The 16,280-nt window shown below is 47.8% G+C and carries 14 protein-coding genes; 13 read left to right on the forward strand and 1 reads right to left on the reverse strand.

The window, feature by feature from the left end:
• The first annotated feature begins 34 nt into the window (after positions 1–34).
• From essC to Y79_RS0113220, 13 genes are all read left to right on the forward strand, one after another.
• Positions 35–4,510 (forward strand): type VII secretion protein EssC, encoded by a 4,476-nt coding sequence (essC, locus tag Y79_RS0113160; protein ID WP_016938103.1) that lies wholly within the window; start codon positions 35–37, stop codon positions 4,508–4,510.
• The gene (gene esaA, locus Y79_RS0113165; protein ID WP_016938104.1) at positions 4,507–7,632 is read left to right on the forward strand and encodes a type VII secretion protein EsaA; all 3,126 of its coding nucleotides are present in this window, start codon (positions 4,507–4,509) and stop codon (positions 7,630–7,632) included. Before essC ends, esaA begins: the two co-directional genes overlap by 4 nt.
• Before the next feature lie 7 nt (positions 7,633–7,639).
• Positions 7,640–8,113, forward strand: coding sequence for a type VII secretion protein EssA (essA, locus tag Y79_RS0113170; protein WP_029575318.1), 474 nt, complete (start codon positions 7,640–7,642; stop codon positions 8,111–8,113).
• Between the two features lie 60 nt (positions 8,114–8,173).
• Complete coding sequence (locus Y79_RS0113175; RefSeq protein WP_016938106.1) at positions 8,174–8,905, forward strand: (S)-benzoin forming benzil reductase; 732 nt, start codon at positions 8,174–8,176, stop codon at positions 8,903–8,905.
• A 165-nt stretch (positions 8,906–9,070) separates the two neighbouring features.
• Positions 9,071–9,601: an HD domain-containing protein gene (locus Y79_RS0113180; RefSeq protein ID WP_007613450.1), complete on the forward strand. Its 531-nt coding sequence runs from the start codon at positions 9,071–9,073 to the stop codon at positions 9,599–9,601.
• Positions 9,602–9,740: 139 nt separating this feature from the next.
• The gene (locus tag Y79_RS0113185; protein ID WP_016938107.1) at positions 9,741–9,977 is read left to right on the forward strand and encodes a DUF2642 domain-containing protein; all 237 of its coding nucleotides are present in this window, start codon (positions 9,741–9,743) and stop codon (positions 9,975–9,977) included.
• 137 nt (positions 9,978–10,114) lie between these two features.
• A complete protein-coding gene (locus Y79_RS0113190; RefSeq protein WP_016938108.1) occupies positions 10,115–11,221 on the forward strand; it encodes an AI-2E family transporter in 1,107 nt (368 codons plus the stop codon).
• Between the two features lie 61 nt (positions 11,222–11,282).
• Positions 11,283–11,504 (forward strand): spore germination protein, encoded by a 222-nt coding sequence (locus tag Y79_RS0113195; RefSeq protein ID WP_016938109.1) that lies wholly within the window; start codon positions 11,283–11,285, stop codon positions 11,502–11,504.
• 71 nt (positions 11,505–11,575) lie between these two features.
• On the forward strand, positions 11,576–11,824 hold the full coding sequence (locus Y79_RS0113200) for a YueH family protein (protein WP_013353404.1): 249 nt from the start codon (positions 11,576–11,578) through the stop codon (positions 11,822–11,824).
• 65 nt (positions 11,825–11,889) lie between these two features.
• A complete protein-coding gene (locus Y79_RS0113205) occupies positions 11,890–12,288 on the forward strand; it encodes a YueI family protein (RefSeq protein WP_016938110.1) in 399 nt (132 codons plus the stop codon).
• 88 nt (positions 12,289–12,376) lie between these two features.
• Positions 12,377–12,928 (forward strand): cysteine hydrolase family protein, encoded by a 552-nt coding sequence (locus Y79_RS0113210; protein WP_016938111.1) that lies wholly within the window; start codon positions 12,377–12,379, stop codon positions 12,926–12,928.
• Between the two features lie 17 nt (positions 12,929–12,945).
• Positions 12,946–14,412 (forward strand): nicotinate phosphoribosyltransferase, encoded by a 1,467-nt coding sequence (locus Y79_RS0113215; protein ID WP_016938112.1) that lies wholly within the window; start codon positions 12,946–12,948, stop codon positions 14,410–14,412.
• A gap of 129 nt (positions 14,413–14,541) precedes the next feature.
• The gene (locus Y79_RS0113220) at positions 14,542–15,765 is read left to right on the forward strand and encodes an EAL and HDOD domain-containing protein (RefSeq protein WP_016938113.1); all 1,224 of its coding nucleotides are present in this window, start codon (positions 14,542–14,544) and stop codon (positions 15,763–15,765) included.
• A gap of 4 nt (positions 15,766–15,769) precedes the next feature.
• Here the strand turns inward: Y79_RS0113220 and Y79_RS0113225 are convergent, their stop codons facing one another.
• Positions 15,770–16,111: a YuzC family spore coat inner layer protein gene (locus Y79_RS0113225; RefSeq protein WP_016938114.1), complete on the reverse strand. Its 342-nt coding sequence runs from the start codon at positions 16,109–16,111 to the stop codon at positions 15,770–15,772.
• Between the last annotated feature and the right edge of the window lie 169 nt (positions 16,112–16,280).

Raw genomic sequence — 16,280 nt, forward strand, 5'->3', positions numbered from 1 at the left:
TAAATAACGATCAGGCAGTCAGGAGGTTCGCCATATGAGTCTGTTATGGGTCTTTTACCGGGAGCACATACAAAAGATTCAGCTGTCTGAACTCCCGCCGTCTCAGCCGATTACGATCGGCCCGGAAATAAAGGATACGATCACGTTCGGCACACTGCCGTTACGGCAGCCTGCCGCAACCCTTTATCGTAAGGAAACAGATCATTACGAAGTTTTCCTGGGAAATAACTGTGCCGGCGAATTGACAATAGGAAATGAAATGCCCTGCCGGATTGAAGAAGAGACGCTGCGGCTTCTTCTCACTCCTGATCAGGAAGAATCCTCCGTTTACTTTATCGGTGGGAAGGACGAGATCGTTTTCTCATCAGCAACAGAGGAAGCGGATATATACAAAGAGCCGTCGTCCGCTCAAACAGGCGATTTTTATCTGCGAAAAGCGGGAGGAAGCTGGTCTGTTGTTCCTGGCGGCCGGGAAGTTTATCTGAACGGAGAGCTCACAAAAGCTCCTGAAAAGCTTCGGACGGGAGATGAGCTGCTGTGGAATTTTCTGCGTGTGAGGCTGACCGAGGATGACCTTTTAGAAGTCATTCATCACGAACCGTTTCAAAGCGGCTTAATCAAAACGTTAAAGCCAAGCACCGAAATGAAAAAGAAATACCCGCAATATCGAAGAACGCCGCGGATGGTCTACGATCTTCCCGAAGACCGCGTGTCATTCAGTTTCCCTTCGCAGGAAAGCGAACAGAATAACCGGGGGCTGTGGCTCGTCATTCTGCCTCCTGTGGTCATGCTGATTGTAATGGGGGTTGTCGCCATTATACAGCCGAGGGGTATTTTCATTCTCGTCTCTTTGGCGATGTTTATGATGACTCTCATTACGTCCACCGTGCAGTATTTCCGAGAAAAAACGCAGCGAAAAAAACGGGAGGAAAAGCGGGAGCGTGTGTACAAGCAGTATTTAGAAAACAAACGGAAAGAGCTTCAGACGCTTTCGGAAAAACAATTGCAAGTGCTGACGCATCACTTTCCCCCGTTTGAAAAAATGAAATATTTAACCTCTGAAATCAGCGGCCGCATTTGGGAGAAATCGCTGGAAAGCAGGGATTTCCTGATGCTCCGGCTCGGAACGGGCACGGTTCCGGCAAGCTACGAGATTTCGATGAGCGGCGGAGACCTGGCGAACCGGGATGTCGATGATTTGATGGAGCAGTCGCAGCACATGCAGCGTGTATATAAAGATATCCGCCATGCGCCCGTGACCGTTGATTTACAAGAAGGGCCGATGGGGCTCGTCGGGAAACCCCAGATCGTCAAAAATGAAATTCATCAGCTCATCGGCCAGCTCGCTTTCTTCAACAGCTATCATGACCTGCGGTTTGTCTTTATCTTTCATGAAGAGGAATATAAGGATTGGGAATGGATGAAGTGGCTGCCGCAATTTCAGCTGCCTCATATGTATGCGAAAGGGTTTATTTACAATGAACAGACGCGCGATCAATTGTTATCGTCCATTTATGAGCTGCTGCGGGAACGGGATTTGGAAGACGAGAAAGAAAAAAAGATCTTCCAGCCGCATTTTGTTTTTGTCATCACAAATCAGCAGCTGATTGCAGAGCACGTCATTTTAGAATATATCGAAGGCCGGCATGAGCATCTCGGCATCTCGGCGATCATCGCCGCGGAAACGAAGGAAAGCCTGGCAGAAAACATTCACACCCTCGTCCGCTACATTAATGAGGATGAGGGCGACATTCTCATTCAGAAGAAAAAAGCGGTGCAGATCCCGTTTAAGCTGGACAGGCATGAACGGACAGACAACGAGCGGTTTTCCCGGACGCTTCGGACATTGCACCATCAGGTCGGGATGACGAATTCCATTCCTGAAACGGTCTCATTTTTGGAACTGTTTCATGCGAAGGAAGTAAAAGAAATCGGCATCAGGCAGAAGTGGGAGACAAGTGAGTCTGCTAAATCGCTGGCTGTTCCGATCGGCTACAAGGGAAAAGACGATATCGTGTATTTAAACCTGCATGAAAAAGCCCACGGGCCGCACGGATTGCTGGCGGGGACGACCGGCTCCGGGAAAAGTGAATTTCTGCAAACGTATATTCTGTCATTGGCCGTTCATTTCCACCCGCATGAAGCGGCGTTTTTGCTGATTGACTATAAGGGCGGAGGAATGGCGCAGCCGTTCCGCAAGATGCCGCACCTTCTCGGAACCATCACGAACATCGAAGGAAGCAGAAACTTCAGTATCAGGGCGCTTGCCTCCATCAAAAGCGAGCTGAAAAAACGGCAGCGGCTGTTTGATCAATACCGCGTCAATCACATCAATGACTATACAAAGCTGTATAAACAGGGAGAAACGGATATTCCGATGCCGCACCTGTTTTTGATTTCAGATGAATTCGCCGAGCTCAAAAGTGAAGAGCCTGACTTTATCAGGGAGCTTGTCAGCGCGGCGCGCATCGGGCGGAGCCTCGGTGTGCATTTAATCCTCGCCACGCAAAAGCCGGGCGGCATCATTGACGACCAGATATGGAGCAACTCACGCTTTAAGGTCGCCCTGAAAGTGCAGGATGCAAGCGACAGTAAAGAAATCCTGAAAAACAGTGATGCGGCGAATATTACCGTCACCGGACGCGGCTATCTGCAAGTCGGAAATAATGAAGTGTATGAGCAGTTCCAGTCTGCCTGGAGCGGCGCCCCTTACATGGAAGATGTATACGGCACCGAGGATGACATTGCCATCGTTACCGATACCGGCTTAATTCCGCTGTCTGAGGTCGAGACGGATGATGCGGCGAAAAAAGACGCCCCGGCAGAAATAGAGGCCGTAGTCGAAGAAATCGAGCGGATTCAAAAAGAAATGAGCATTGAAAAGCTGCCGAGCCCTTGGCTGCCGCCGCTTGCCGAACGTATTCCGCGCACGCTTTATCCTTCGAAGGATAAAGACCGCTTCTTCATCGCCTGCGTGGATGAGCCTGATCAGCAAAGACAGGCGCCTCTCGCTTATACGATGATGGATGACGGCAACATCGGTATTTTCGGCTCATCGGGCTACGGCAAGTCAGTTTCTGCCATCACGTTCCTGATGAACTTCGCGGAAGGGTACACGCCACAAGAGCTTCACATGTATATCTTTGATTTCGGAAACGGAACGCTTCTGCCATTGGCAAAGCTTCCGCACACCGCAGATTATTTCTTAATGGATCAAATGAGAAAGATTGAAAAATTCATGATCCGCATCAAGGAAGAAATCGAGCGGCGGAAACGGCTGTTCAGAGAAAAAGAAGTCAGCCATATTAAAATGTACAATTCGCTCAGTGAAGAAGAGCTGCCGTTTATATTTATCACAATTGATAATTTCGATATCGTCAAAGACGAAATGCATGAATTGGAAACGGAATTCATCCAGATTTCACGCGACGGGCAAAGTTTAGGCATTTACTTCCTGCTGACCGCAACGAGGGTAAACGCCGTCCGCCAGTCGCTGTTAAACAATTTAAAAACGAAAGCCGTTCATTATTTAATGGATCAGTCAGAAGGATACTCTATTTACGGGCGTCCGCCGTTCAGTCTCGAACCGATTCCGGGCCGCGTCATGATCCAAAAAGAAGAACTGTATTTCGCACAAATGTTTCTTCCGGCAGAAGCGGAAAATGACCTCGAGATGTTCCAAGCGCTGAAAGACGATGTCAAAGCTTTAGCTGTTCGCCATGCCGGAACGGCCGGTCCAAAACCGATTCCGATGCTCCCGGACATGCTGACGGCCGGCGAATTTTCGCTCCGTCTCGAACCGGGTCAGGAACCGTTCCGAATTCCTGTCGGGCTGCATGAGGAAAAGGTCAGCCCCGTGTACTTTGATCTGGGTAAATATAAACATTGCCTCATTTTAGGACAGACACAGCGGGGAAAAACAAACATCCTGAAAGTCATGCTGAATCACCTGCTGCGTGAAGGAACGGAACAGATCGGACTGTTTGACTCGATTGACCGCGGATTGTCGCAATATGCGCAGGAAACAAAGGTCAGTTATCTGGACACAAAAGAAGACATACAGCAGTGGATCGAATCTGCTGAAGCCATATTCACGGAGCGTGAAGCCCAGTATGCACAGGCCGTTAAAAATGGTGATGTGCACAAACTCAGTTTCTCTCCGATCGTGTTAATGGCCGACGGCATTACAAGATTCCAGCAGACAATCGACACCGCCATTCAGGACAAGCTGGCGATGTTTATGAAATCTTACGCGCATGTCGGCTTCAGTTTTATCCCGGCGGGCAATCACAGTGAATTCTCAAAAGGCTATGATTCCTTAACGACGGAAATGAAACAGATCCGCCACGCGATGCTGCTTGTGAAAAAATCCGAACAAAACGTCATTCCGCTGCCTTACCAAAGGCAGGAACCGGACATTCAGCCGGGCTTCGGCTATTTGGTTGAAAACGGGAAGGAGCAAAAAATCCAAATACCTCTATGTTCAGCGGAAAGGGAGGCCGTCAGATGACAGAACAACGAAAAAGCCTGATCAAATTAATAGCCGCGGTCGTTATCATTCTGGTGCTGCCGGTGCTGTTTTTCCGATTTATCGGCGATGACCCGGGAAAACAAAAAATCAATGCCACCCGCCAAATCGCAGTCGTGAATGAAGACATGGGCTTACAAACAGGTGAAAATGAGGGGCAGGAATCCGTCCATTTCGGAAAAGAAGTGGCGGCGGCTCTCGGCGGCCGTCCGGATTATTCCTGGACGGTTGTCAACAGGAGCGCGGCTGAAAACGGTCTGGCGGCTAAGAAGTATGACGCCGTCGTTTACATTCCATCCGATTTTTCAAAAGACATTTTAAGCTATGACAAAGAGCGTCCGCAAAAAGCCACGCTGACATTCAATATTCAAAGCAGCCTGAACGCCGTCAACAAAGAAAAAGTGCAGCGTGAGCTTGAAGACGCCCAAAAATCAATGAATAAAAAAATGTCGGCATTGTATTGGAATTTCGTCTCACAAAAAGTGAACAATGTCAGAGGCGATTTTGACAAGATCGTCAATAAAGAATCAGAATTTCAAAATGTCATGTACAACTTTTACAAGCCGAGCTCAAATGACTTGGCGGGTGAAATCAAACGGCAAAAAGACCTGATTGACGAACTGAAAAAATCAATGAATGAAGCACAAGGCGCGGCCAAAGAAAAATTGACTTTCGCAGATGAAGCCAAAAACACGCTCAAAGACTTTGCCGATACGGTTGAGCGCTATAAACAATATCAGGAAAATCAGAAAAAATTGCTGATGGCCGCGCAGGAACAAAATCAAAAGCAAATCACAACCGGCCTGAACGCCATTAAAGCACAGCAGGCCGCCAATCAATTCAGCGCCATGATGAACGGGCTGTCTTCAGGCATAAACCAGGCGAAGACACAGCTTGACCAGACAGGAGCGGCTCTGTCTGCCGCCCAGCAGGTGAGAGAAGCGCAGGTTCCTGAGCAGGAACACGGGATGGCAGATATTCAATCCAATTTACTGAACAATTATTTGACCCAATATAAAGCTCAAGCAAGATTTGAAACACTGAACAGCATCCAAACCCTGATGAAAAGGGATCGGCACGCATTAACCGTTCCGGAAAATGATCCGGGGGATGACGGCTCAGATGAACCGAAAGAAGAAGAAAAACCGGAAGAAGAAAAACCCGGCGATCTGAAAATTGACCTTGACGATCAGCGTGACGAATTAAAACGCATCTCCGCTGAAATCAATCAAATTTCAGACGGATTAAAAGAACCGGAAAAAGAAAATCCTGACCCTGAAAAACCGGGCCAAGGCGATGACGGTGAAAAACCCGGAGGTACTGATCCGAATAACGGAACGGCTCCCGGAGAAGACGGAAAAACGGAAGACGGCACAAAAGATCAGCAGCCTGATTCCGATAACACTGGCGGCGAAGAGCCAAAAAACGTCCAAACCGCATCGGCCGCTAAAAACGTCACTCCGCCTGCTGTTGAGCCGGAGGACGATTCAAACGATTCTGAAGGAGACGGCGGCACGGGAGTTTCTGACGCGAAAGAAAGGCTGAACCAAGCCGCAGAGCGCATTCAGCAAATTGAAAAAGAGCTGGAAGAGAAACAGCAGACTCATAATGAAGAGCTGAAAAAACGTCTCGATGCTCTTGATGAAGAAATCCAAGGCCTTAAAGACCGAATTGATGACGCGAAAAAACGAGCGGACAAATTACGTGAGCAGCTGGAAGAATCAAAAGAAAAGAGAAAACAAGACTTCAATACCATTTACAGAATGATTGTAAAAACAGAACAGAACATTCTGAACTACCCGTCATTGGATAGCGGCCGCAAATCTGCTCTTGAACAGATGTTTGCCGCTGACATCAATACAACAGAGATATCCGATTTAATGAGTTACTATAATGATTTATCTTTGTATGAGGCAACACTCTATCACTCTCTTGACGCAGGCTCGCTGCCTGATGTAAAAAACAGGGTGCTGAAAGCCCAGCAAGGCGAAGTCCAAACCGTTCTCGCCATCAAACCGGAAGAAACGGCAAGCTGGGAAAACTTGAAAAACAACAAGATGCAGACAGATGAAGACATCAGCAATTTCATTAAAGGCATGACCGAATTCTCGGATAACTACAGCTCGTATATCAGAGATGAACAAGCCGGAGTGCTCAATGAGCTCGCCAGCATTTCAGACAGCGCGGCGAAAGCATCCGATCAGCTGGCTGAAGGCGCTGTGCAGGAAGCGGCCGCATTCAGCGGAGACGGATTAACCGGAACGATGGCGCTCGGCGCTCAGGACACCGTCGGCCGCGAAGTGCTGCAAATGTCTGACACGATGGGCCATCTGTCAGAACGCCAGTCCGGCATCATCAGCTATACCGACAATATGCAGCAAAGCGTAAATGACGTCCAGCATAAAGCGGACACCCTGAACAGCAACTGGGGCAAAAACGTCGATTCCACGAAATTGATCAGAAATGACGTGTACGGCATTTTAGGGAACGCGCTCGTTGACGGACAGGAAAACGGATATGTTTACGATTATCTCGCCAATCCGCTTAAAATCAGCGGAGAGGTGCCGGAAGACCGGGTTCAGAATGTTCCGCCGGTCGTCATTTTGGTAATCGTTCTGATCAGCAGTCTTCTGATCGGCTATTTCAGCTCGTATTACCAGCAGGCGCCGCTTCTTGTCAAAGGCGCGCTCTTTGGGATTTTAAACATAATGGTCGGACTGATGATCAGTCTGTTCGGTCTGAATATCTACTCGCTTCCGGACGATCAGACGATTAAATGGTCAGTCTTTACGATTCTCCTGCTTGCGGCAAGTTCAGCTTTCATCCGGGCAGCCTTTGTCTTTGGCTCACTCACCGGATGGATCGCTTCATCAGCGCTCATTCTCTTTTATGTGGCGCCTTTGATCGACCTGATTATGCCGAACTTCAGCTTTGACAGCCCGGTATCGAAAGTGTATATCGATATTCAATACGGAACGGGCCATCTGTTTGCGATGGGCATAACGGTTCTTGCGATCATTACGCTGATTGCGGCGGCGCTTCCGCTCATCATTCGGCTGCTTGCGGAAAAAACGGAGGAAAGTGATCAGTCTTATGAGGCGTAACACAATCGTGGAAAAAGGAGTTTTGCTGCTTGCTCTCTCCTTTTTCCTTTTCCTCCCGCATGCCGCAGCCGCGAATGAGGACAATACTGATGTCAAGCCGAATGAATATGAAAAGAAGGACATTGAAATTCGTACGGATTATCTTCATGACGATGCCTATTCCGAGGAAAAAACGGCGCTTCCGAAAGAGCAGAAGGACATCACGTTCGATCAGCCGGCAGAAAACCCGGATGAAAAACTGATATCAAATTTGTTTACATCGTCAGAAACGGAGCCGAATACGATCAAAGCGCAATCGAAAAAACTGGGTATCACATTTGCCGAGCCTGCCGTGCGGCACACCTCAGCAGACATGGAAACGGATGAGAAAAAGACTTCCTTTCTGCTGCCTGTCATTTATGCCGTCTTGATCCTCCTCGGCATCGCCGCAATGATCTATCTGATTCCGAAGGTCACGGCGCAGGAAAAGGCAAAGCGGTAAACGGATCGCTTGTGTTTGCGGGAAGACAGCCCGTAAAATAAGAAAAAAAGGAGGAGTTTCATGCAGTTTTTTCTTATAACAGGTGCGTCAAAAGGATTGGGACGGGCGCTGACGGAACAGGCGCTGCAAGAAGGAGCCGAAGTCGCCGCGCTTTCAAGAACGATAAGCGGGGAAAAGCGTGAGGGACTGACAGAATACAGTGTTGATTTAACTGATCTGGCAGATACAGAGCGGCAGATGAAGGCGATTCTTGATCAAGCTGAGAAGAAGCGGTATTCCGCCGTCACACTGATCAATAATGCCGGAATGGTGGAGCCGATCAAGCGGGCGAAAGAGGCTTCCGCGGAAGAATTGAACCGCCACTACACCCTTAATCTGACGGCGCCCGTTTTGCTCAGCCAAATGTTCACAAAGCGTTTCGAAGCGTTCAGCGGCAGCAAAACAATTGTCAACATCACATCTGGCGCGGCGAAAAATCCCTATAAAGGGTGGAGCGCGTATTGCAGCTCAAAAGCGGGACTTGATATGTTTACGAAAACATTCGGATTCGAACAGGAAGATGAAGAGCTGCCGGTCCGCATGATATCATTCTCGCCGGGAGTGATGGATACAGACATGCAGGCCGTCATCCGTTCTTCGTCAAAAGAAGATTTCCATGACATCGAGCGGTTCCGCAATCTGAAAGAAACGAAAAACCTCAGAAGCCCGGAATACATCGCCAGTGTCATTCACTCACTGATCGCGGGTGAGCCGGAAAACGGACGGATATACGATATCAAAGAGTTTTTGTAGAGCAGCTTTTACGCTGCTCTTTTTTTGTTTATACAATCATTTCGGCGCCCGGCGGCATATCATGAATGAAACACCAAGTAAGGGGTATAAGAAATGTATCAGATGAATTGAGTTTCTTCTCGATTTATGTTAGGATTCTAAAAATATAATTAAGGAGGGGTTTCCATGAGAAATGTAACGTTAATGGATGTCTTCACCCATCCAATCGCACAAAAGTATTTACAGCGCTCCGGTGTCGCCCATGCGATTGCCTGCGCGTTTCATGCATACCGTCTTGCCGTAAAAGCGGGTGTCAGCCCCGATCTTGCGGCGAAAGCGGCTTTACTGCATGATGTCGGCCATTACGAATGGTACACAGACGGCAAATGGGATTATGAAAAGTACAGAAGAAACGATATCCATGCCATAAAAGGCGCGGAACGGGCGCATAAGCTGCTCATCCGTCTCGGTGAAGAACCGAAAGCGGCGAAAGACATTGCGCTGGCGATTCTGCTCCACACCGATTCCTATCTGCCTGAAGGCGAACTGGACAAGAATACGCTCCAGCAAATCGTGAAACAAGCGGACGAACTCGATGAAGAACCTGGCGGACATCATCATTACCGCCAAATGGATCACACGGCCGCGCTCAAACAAATCCAAAAGCTTGATCAGTTAATTGACCAAGCCCAATATCCCATAAGAAGCTCAGTCTAGGCCACTCATGCGGCCTTTTCCGCTTTACATAACCCCGCCATCTCACTAACACCTTTTTCCGCTCCGATAGACGTACTGTGTCAAAGCCTTTGTCCGCTGCATATGATGAAGGAAAACATAGTAAAGGGGATCAGCGAAAATGGCCCATCAAGGAAGCCCGCAACTCGTCTCGTTAGTAGATCCTTACGTTTATCAGACCATCCATAAGCTTATCGGCTCAAGGTTTATCATTCAAACCGTCAGACGGATTGTCAGGGGACGGCTGATTGATGCCGCTCCGGATCATATCGCCATTGAAGAAACCCATGACCGCGTATTATATATCAGGAACCGCCATGTGGTTTCTGTCATGCCTGATTATACCGAACGTGTGTAACAGCCCATATAAGGCGCAGACCGGAGGCGGCCCTTACAGAACCCCGGTGCGTCTTCTTTTTTGAGATACATAGATGCACGGCACCTTTTTTTGGTACAATCACAGTACAAGTTCACATGACAATAGGAGGAAACCGCTTGTTGAAATCAAAGGTCCATTTTTGGACGCTGCAAATTTTGCTCGTTTTGCTCATTATTTACGTATCAACGAAAGTCTCGTTTATTTTTCAGCCGTTTTTCGGTTTCATCACCACTCTGTTTTTTCCGATTTTGATCTCAGGCATTTTGTTTTTCATTTTTAATCCGATCGTGCGCCTGCTTGAGAAAAAAATCCCCCGAACATTGGCGATCCTGCTCATTTATCTCGTTTTCATCGGCCTGATCGCCTTTATGTTCACCGCAATCGGACCGATCGTGGCTTCTCAGGTCACGGGGCTGATTAACAATTTCCCTGATTACATTAATCAGATTCAAAGCTTGATTACACAATTGTCCCATTCCAAATGGTTTACGTGGATGATGACGCAGGATTATGTGTCGATAGAAAAAATCCGGCAGTCTCTGACGGGATTTTTACAAAGTCTTCCGCAAAATATTACCGCAAGCCTGTCGGCCGTGTTCGGCGTCGTTACGAATATTACGCTTGTCATCATCACCGTTCCGTTCATTCTGTTTTATATGCTGAAGGACGGCCGGCGTTTTCCGCTTTTGGCGGTCAAAATTCTGCCTTCTTCCTACCGGGCGGAGGGCCGGAAAATATTTAACGACTTATACGTCACATTGGCCGCATATTTCCAAGGCCAGCTGCTGATTTGTCTCTTTGTCGGAACAGCATGCTTTATCGGATATTGGATCATCGGCCTGCCGTATGCGTTAATTCTCGGGATGGTGATCGCCGTCACCAATATCATTCCGTACCTGGGACCGTTTCTCGGGGCGGCGCCCGCGGTCATTATCGCGTTTATGGATTCTCCTGCTAAGGCGCTGTTTGCCGTGATTGTTGTCGTTGTCGTCCAGCAGCTTGACGGAAACCTGCTTTCTCCGCTTGTTATCGGGAAGCGGCTCAATACCCACCCGCTCACCATTATTCTTCTGCTTATCGGAGCGGGCAGTTTCGGAGGCATTCTCGCAATGATTCTGGCCGTGCCGGTTTACGCGGTCTTAAAAGCATTCGTCTTAAATATCGTCCGGCTTATCAAACTTCGTCAGCGATCGAAGCACGAAGACAGCCGCAAGCCGAAATAAAAACGGGCACAACTCCAGACGCAGCGCATAAACTGCTGTAAAGAAAAGCGGAGGTGTGGGTATGCCTGCAATTGTGGGACCGATTTATATCATGAGCTTAGCCGGAGATGCTGCGGCGAGCTTCGGTGACGTGTTTGCCATTTCTCCCAAAGCCGTTGACCACTCAGGCGCGGGGTCAGGGGCGTTTCATTCCGGAGATTTTGTCAAAGTCACTAATAAATTCAGCAAAACGCGCTTTGAAGACATTGATCTGTTTGACGAACCTGATTGGTTTAACGCGTGACAGCCTCCTTTAGGAGGCTGTCGCTTTTTTGTAGTATAATAGAATCAGTCTTTTATAAAAGGGGAATTTTTATGAAAATCAGAAAAGCGAATATTACCGTTCAGTCCGGAATGATCGGCGACGTGTATCTGCATGAAAATAAAAAAGAACAGCATACCCTCGTTGCCGTTCCGGAACTTGAGTGGAGCACGATCATTTCCTATGAGGAAGAGAAAAAGGCGCTGGCGCAGCGGCTTTTACAATCATTCAGCAAGCTGATAGATGAAGAGCCCGCCGGAGAGCTCGCAGGCAAGATCTCCCATTGGGTCGCTGAAATGTAACGAAGACGGTTTACCGCGTCCCGTCCGGGGCGATAATTGTAAAACAAGCTGAGGAGGGAAGGCCGATGAGCGACAAAACGGTTGACCTTTATTTACAGCAGGGTATGTACGGCCCTCTGCAGACGAAACCGGATGAACGGCATTTATTTTTAGGCTCGCTGCGTGAACGGGTCATCATTGCCCTGACGAAGGGGCAGGTGCTGCAAAAGAAGCCGTATGAAGAAGTGAAACAGGCGCTGAAAAAACGAAAAGATGCGGTGCTCTATATAAACGGAAGGCTCCCGTATCATGCTTATTCACCCTATATGAAGCTTGCCGCACTGGAAGGTGTCCGAAGCTCCGTGATCTCGGATCTTCAATTCGAAACGCCGCTCGGCCTGGTATTTGCCGCCGATCATGCCGTGAACCTTGACGGCATTTACGTTCAGGATGACATTTTCAAGCGCTCACTCCTGAAATCTTAGAAAAGCAAGTGTCATTTTATAATGCCAATTCACTTACAAGTGGAGATAGGATATAATGGTTTTCATATGAATGGCGGGGAGGCCGGCTATGAAAAAAGCATTTATTTGCATTGATTATACGAATGATTTTGCAGCAGAGAACGGAGCATTAACCTGCGGAGAACCCGCAAGGCAAATTGAGGATAAGATTGTCAGTTTGACGCAAGCATTTATAGAAAATGGTGATTACGTTGTCTTTGCGGTAGATTCACATGATGCAGACGATGACTTTCATCCGGAAACACGCCTGTTTCCTCCGCATAATATCAACGGCACGGAGGGCAAAGAGCTGTACGGAAAGCTCTCGCCTCTTTATGAGAAACATAAACACGCAAAAAACGTAAGCTACATGGAAAAATCGAGATATTCTGCTTTTGCTGGAACGGATTTAGAGCTGAAACTGCGGGAACGGCAGATCACTGAACTGCATCTTGCGGGCCTGTGCACCGACATCTGCGTTCTTCACACGGCGGTTGACGCCTACAACAAGGGCTTTCAGATCGTCATTCATCAAAACGCTGTGGCAAGCTTTAATCCGGAAGGGCATGAATGGGCGCTGTCCCATTTTAAGAACAGCATCGGAGCGCAAGTGGCAGAGTAAGGAAGGGGAAAACAATTTTGGTGGAGCATGGTTTTAAAGACGACAGTTTGTCTTTACATACAGATCTTTATCAAATTAATATGGCCGAAACGTACTGGAGAGACGGCATTCATGAGAAAAAAGCAATTTTTGAGCTTTTTTTCAGAAAGCTTCCTTTTGAAAACGGCTATGCGGTATTTGCGGGCTTAGAAAAAGCAATCGAATACTTGGAGAACTTCAAGTTTACTGACAGCGATCTGAACTATTTAAAAACGGAATTGCACTATGCTGATGATTTCATTGATTATTTGCGGGATCTGTCATTTACCGGATCTCTTTACAGCATGAAAGAAGGAGAGCTTGTCTTTAACAACGAACCGATTATGCGGGTCGAAGCGCCCCTCATTGAAGCGCAGCTGATTGAGACGGCTCTGCTTAACATTGTGAATTACCAAACATTAATCGCCACGAAAGCGGCCCGCATTAAAGGCGTAGTCGGTGATGAAGACGCCCTTGAATTCGGAACGCGGCGCGCCCATGAAATGGATGCGGCTATGTGGGGAGCAAGAGCGGCTCTGATCGGCGGCTTCAGCGCGACGAGTAATGTAAGAGCCGGCAAGCGTTTTAATATACCGGTATCCGGCACGCACGCTCATGCACTCGTGCAAGCGTACCGCGATGAGTACACGGCTTTTAAGAAATATGCGGAGACGCACAGAGACTGCGTGTTCCTCGTCGATACGTACGATACGATCCGTTCAGGCATGCCGAATGCGATTAAAGTCGCGAAAGAATTCGGCGACCGGATCAACTTCATCGGCATCCGCTTAGACAGCGGGGACTTGGCGTACCTGTCAAAAAAAGCGCGTGAAATGCTTGATGAAGCGGGTTTCAAAGACGCGAAGGTTATTGCTTCAAGCGATCTTGATGAGCACACGATATTAAATCTGAAATCCCAGGGAGCGAAAATCGATACATGGGGAGTCGGCACAAAGCTGATTACCGCATACGATCAGCCGGCCCTCGGCGCGGTTTACAAGCTTGTCGCCATTGAAGAGAACGGCAAACTGACCGACACCATCAAGATTTCGTCGAACCCTGAAAAAGTGACAACGCCGGGAAGAAAGAAAGTATACCGGATTATCAACAAGCTGAACCACCACTCGGAAGGGGATTATATCGCTCTTTATGACGAGCGGGTAAATGACCAGAAACGTTTAAAAATGTTCCATCCCGTTCACACGTTCGTCAGCAAATTCGTCACTGATTTCTATGCGAAAGACCTGCATGAGCCGATTTTTGAAAACGGCGTTTTATGCTATGATAATCCCGAAATCACCGACATCCAGCAATACGTGCAGGATAACCTCAAACTTCTGTGGGAGGAATACAAACGGATCAGCAAGCCGGAAGAATATCCGGTTGATTTAAGCGAAGACTGCTGGAGCAACAAGATGCAGCGGATTCATGAGATCAAAAGCAAGCTGAAACGGGAACTTGAATAGAAGACAAAGCAGCCTTTCCTTTCTCTGGAAAGGCTTTTTGTTTGCGATAATATTTTTCACATTTAGACAAAATTCGTCAAATTATTTGATATACTTATGTTCGAAGGCCGCATCTAAGGGGGTAAATGAATGAAGGTGTTTGTTGCCAGACAGCCTATCTTCAACAGGAATGAACAGGTTGTTGCTTATGAACTTCTTTACCGGGAGAGCGAAGAGAACCGTTATTCGGCCGCAGACGGAGATAAAGCTACGACTGATCTCATTATTAACAGCTTTATCAACATCGGAATCGAAAAACTGACTGAGGGAAAACGCTGCTTTGTGAATTTTACAGAAAGCCTGATGTTTTCAGATCTCCCTACCTCCTTTGATCCTGACCAGCTCATTATCGAAATTCTTGAGGACATACCGATCACTCCGGCTCTGATCTCAAGATGCAGACAGCTGAAGAAACTAGGATATACATTAGCACTTGATGATTTTTACGCCATCAATCCGGCAAATGAAGAATTATTGGAACAGCTGATGAAATATATTGATATTTTAAAAATCGACTTTTTGCAATCCTCGCGTCTGGAACGCAAAAAAATCATTCAGACGTACAGCTGTAAAAGTCTGATTTATTTAGCGGAAAAAGTGGAGACAAGAAAAGATTACAAACAGGCGGCCATAGACGGCTTTCACCTGTTTCAAGGATATTTTTTCAGTGAACCGCGTGTCATCAGCGGGAATGATCTGACGTTTCATTTTCATTCTTACTACCAGCTTTTAAACGAATTAAACCAAGACCAGCCCGATATAGAGCGCGTGACGGAATACATAGAACAGGACGTTACATTATCGTATCAGATTCTGCGTTTTTTAAACGGATCGCAGACAAGGCTGAAAAAAAAGATAGACAGCATCCGGCAGGCCATCATGATGCTTGGGCTGAATGAGATTAAGCGTTTGATTTACATTCTTTCATTCAGAGATTTAACGGCGAAAAGCCACTCAAGCCAAAAAGAAATCATTAAGATTTCCTTAATCAGGGCCAAGCTGTGCGAACTGCTTGCGAAAAGGACCGGAAGACCGCAGCCCGCTTCCTACATGCTGATCGGCATGTTTTCACTCATCGATACGCTTCTCCACAGGGAGCTGGAGGATATCGTCAAAGAACTGCCTTTAATTGATGAAGTCGGACAGGCGCTGCTCGGTTATGAAAACGATTATTATAAGATGCTCGGGCTCGTCAAAGCCATTGAATGCAACAACTGGGACTGTGACGAATGGGGAAAAGAACTGGACAAAGAAGCAGCGTATGAATGTTACTTGCAGGCAATCGAATGGTGCCGGCAGCTGATCGTGGATTGATGCTTTAAGCTGACCACCTGAGGGCGATGATGAACCGGCTTTGCTCCCTGATCAGACTGACGCGGATGCCGTCGGGATTAAATGTCACGTCAAAGTCATTTTTGATGCCGGTCTGCTTAATGAGCCGCTTGACCGCTGCGGCGTCAGATGATTCCGCTGCGGTGAGGATGCGGCGCGCAAGCTCTTTTGACGCCGACAGCCGCGCAAGAAACAGACGGGCATCCTCCAGCATGCCCGCAGCGTCTTTTGCGGACGCTGTCAAAATATTTGCGGAAGCCTGGGGGGCAGGCGCAGGATTGCGGTACGGCGCGGCGAAAACAGGGCAGCATAGATACACATAATGCATGCGGCGGCCTCCTTCCTGAGATAACATTCGTTATATATGAGTATAGGCCGCGTGATAACGAGTTATGACATGCAAAAAGACCACAATGCGGGGGTTGCGGTCTTTTCGGTGTTTGTCGGTGGATATGCGACGCTGTTCGCCCATTCTGTTTTGAAATTGCGACGACGGG

The organism is Bacillus siamensis KCTC 13613 (assembly GCF_000262045.1).
GTDB classification, from domain to species: domain Bacteria; phylum Bacillota; class Bacilli; order Bacillales; family Bacillaceae; genus Bacillus; species Bacillus siamensis.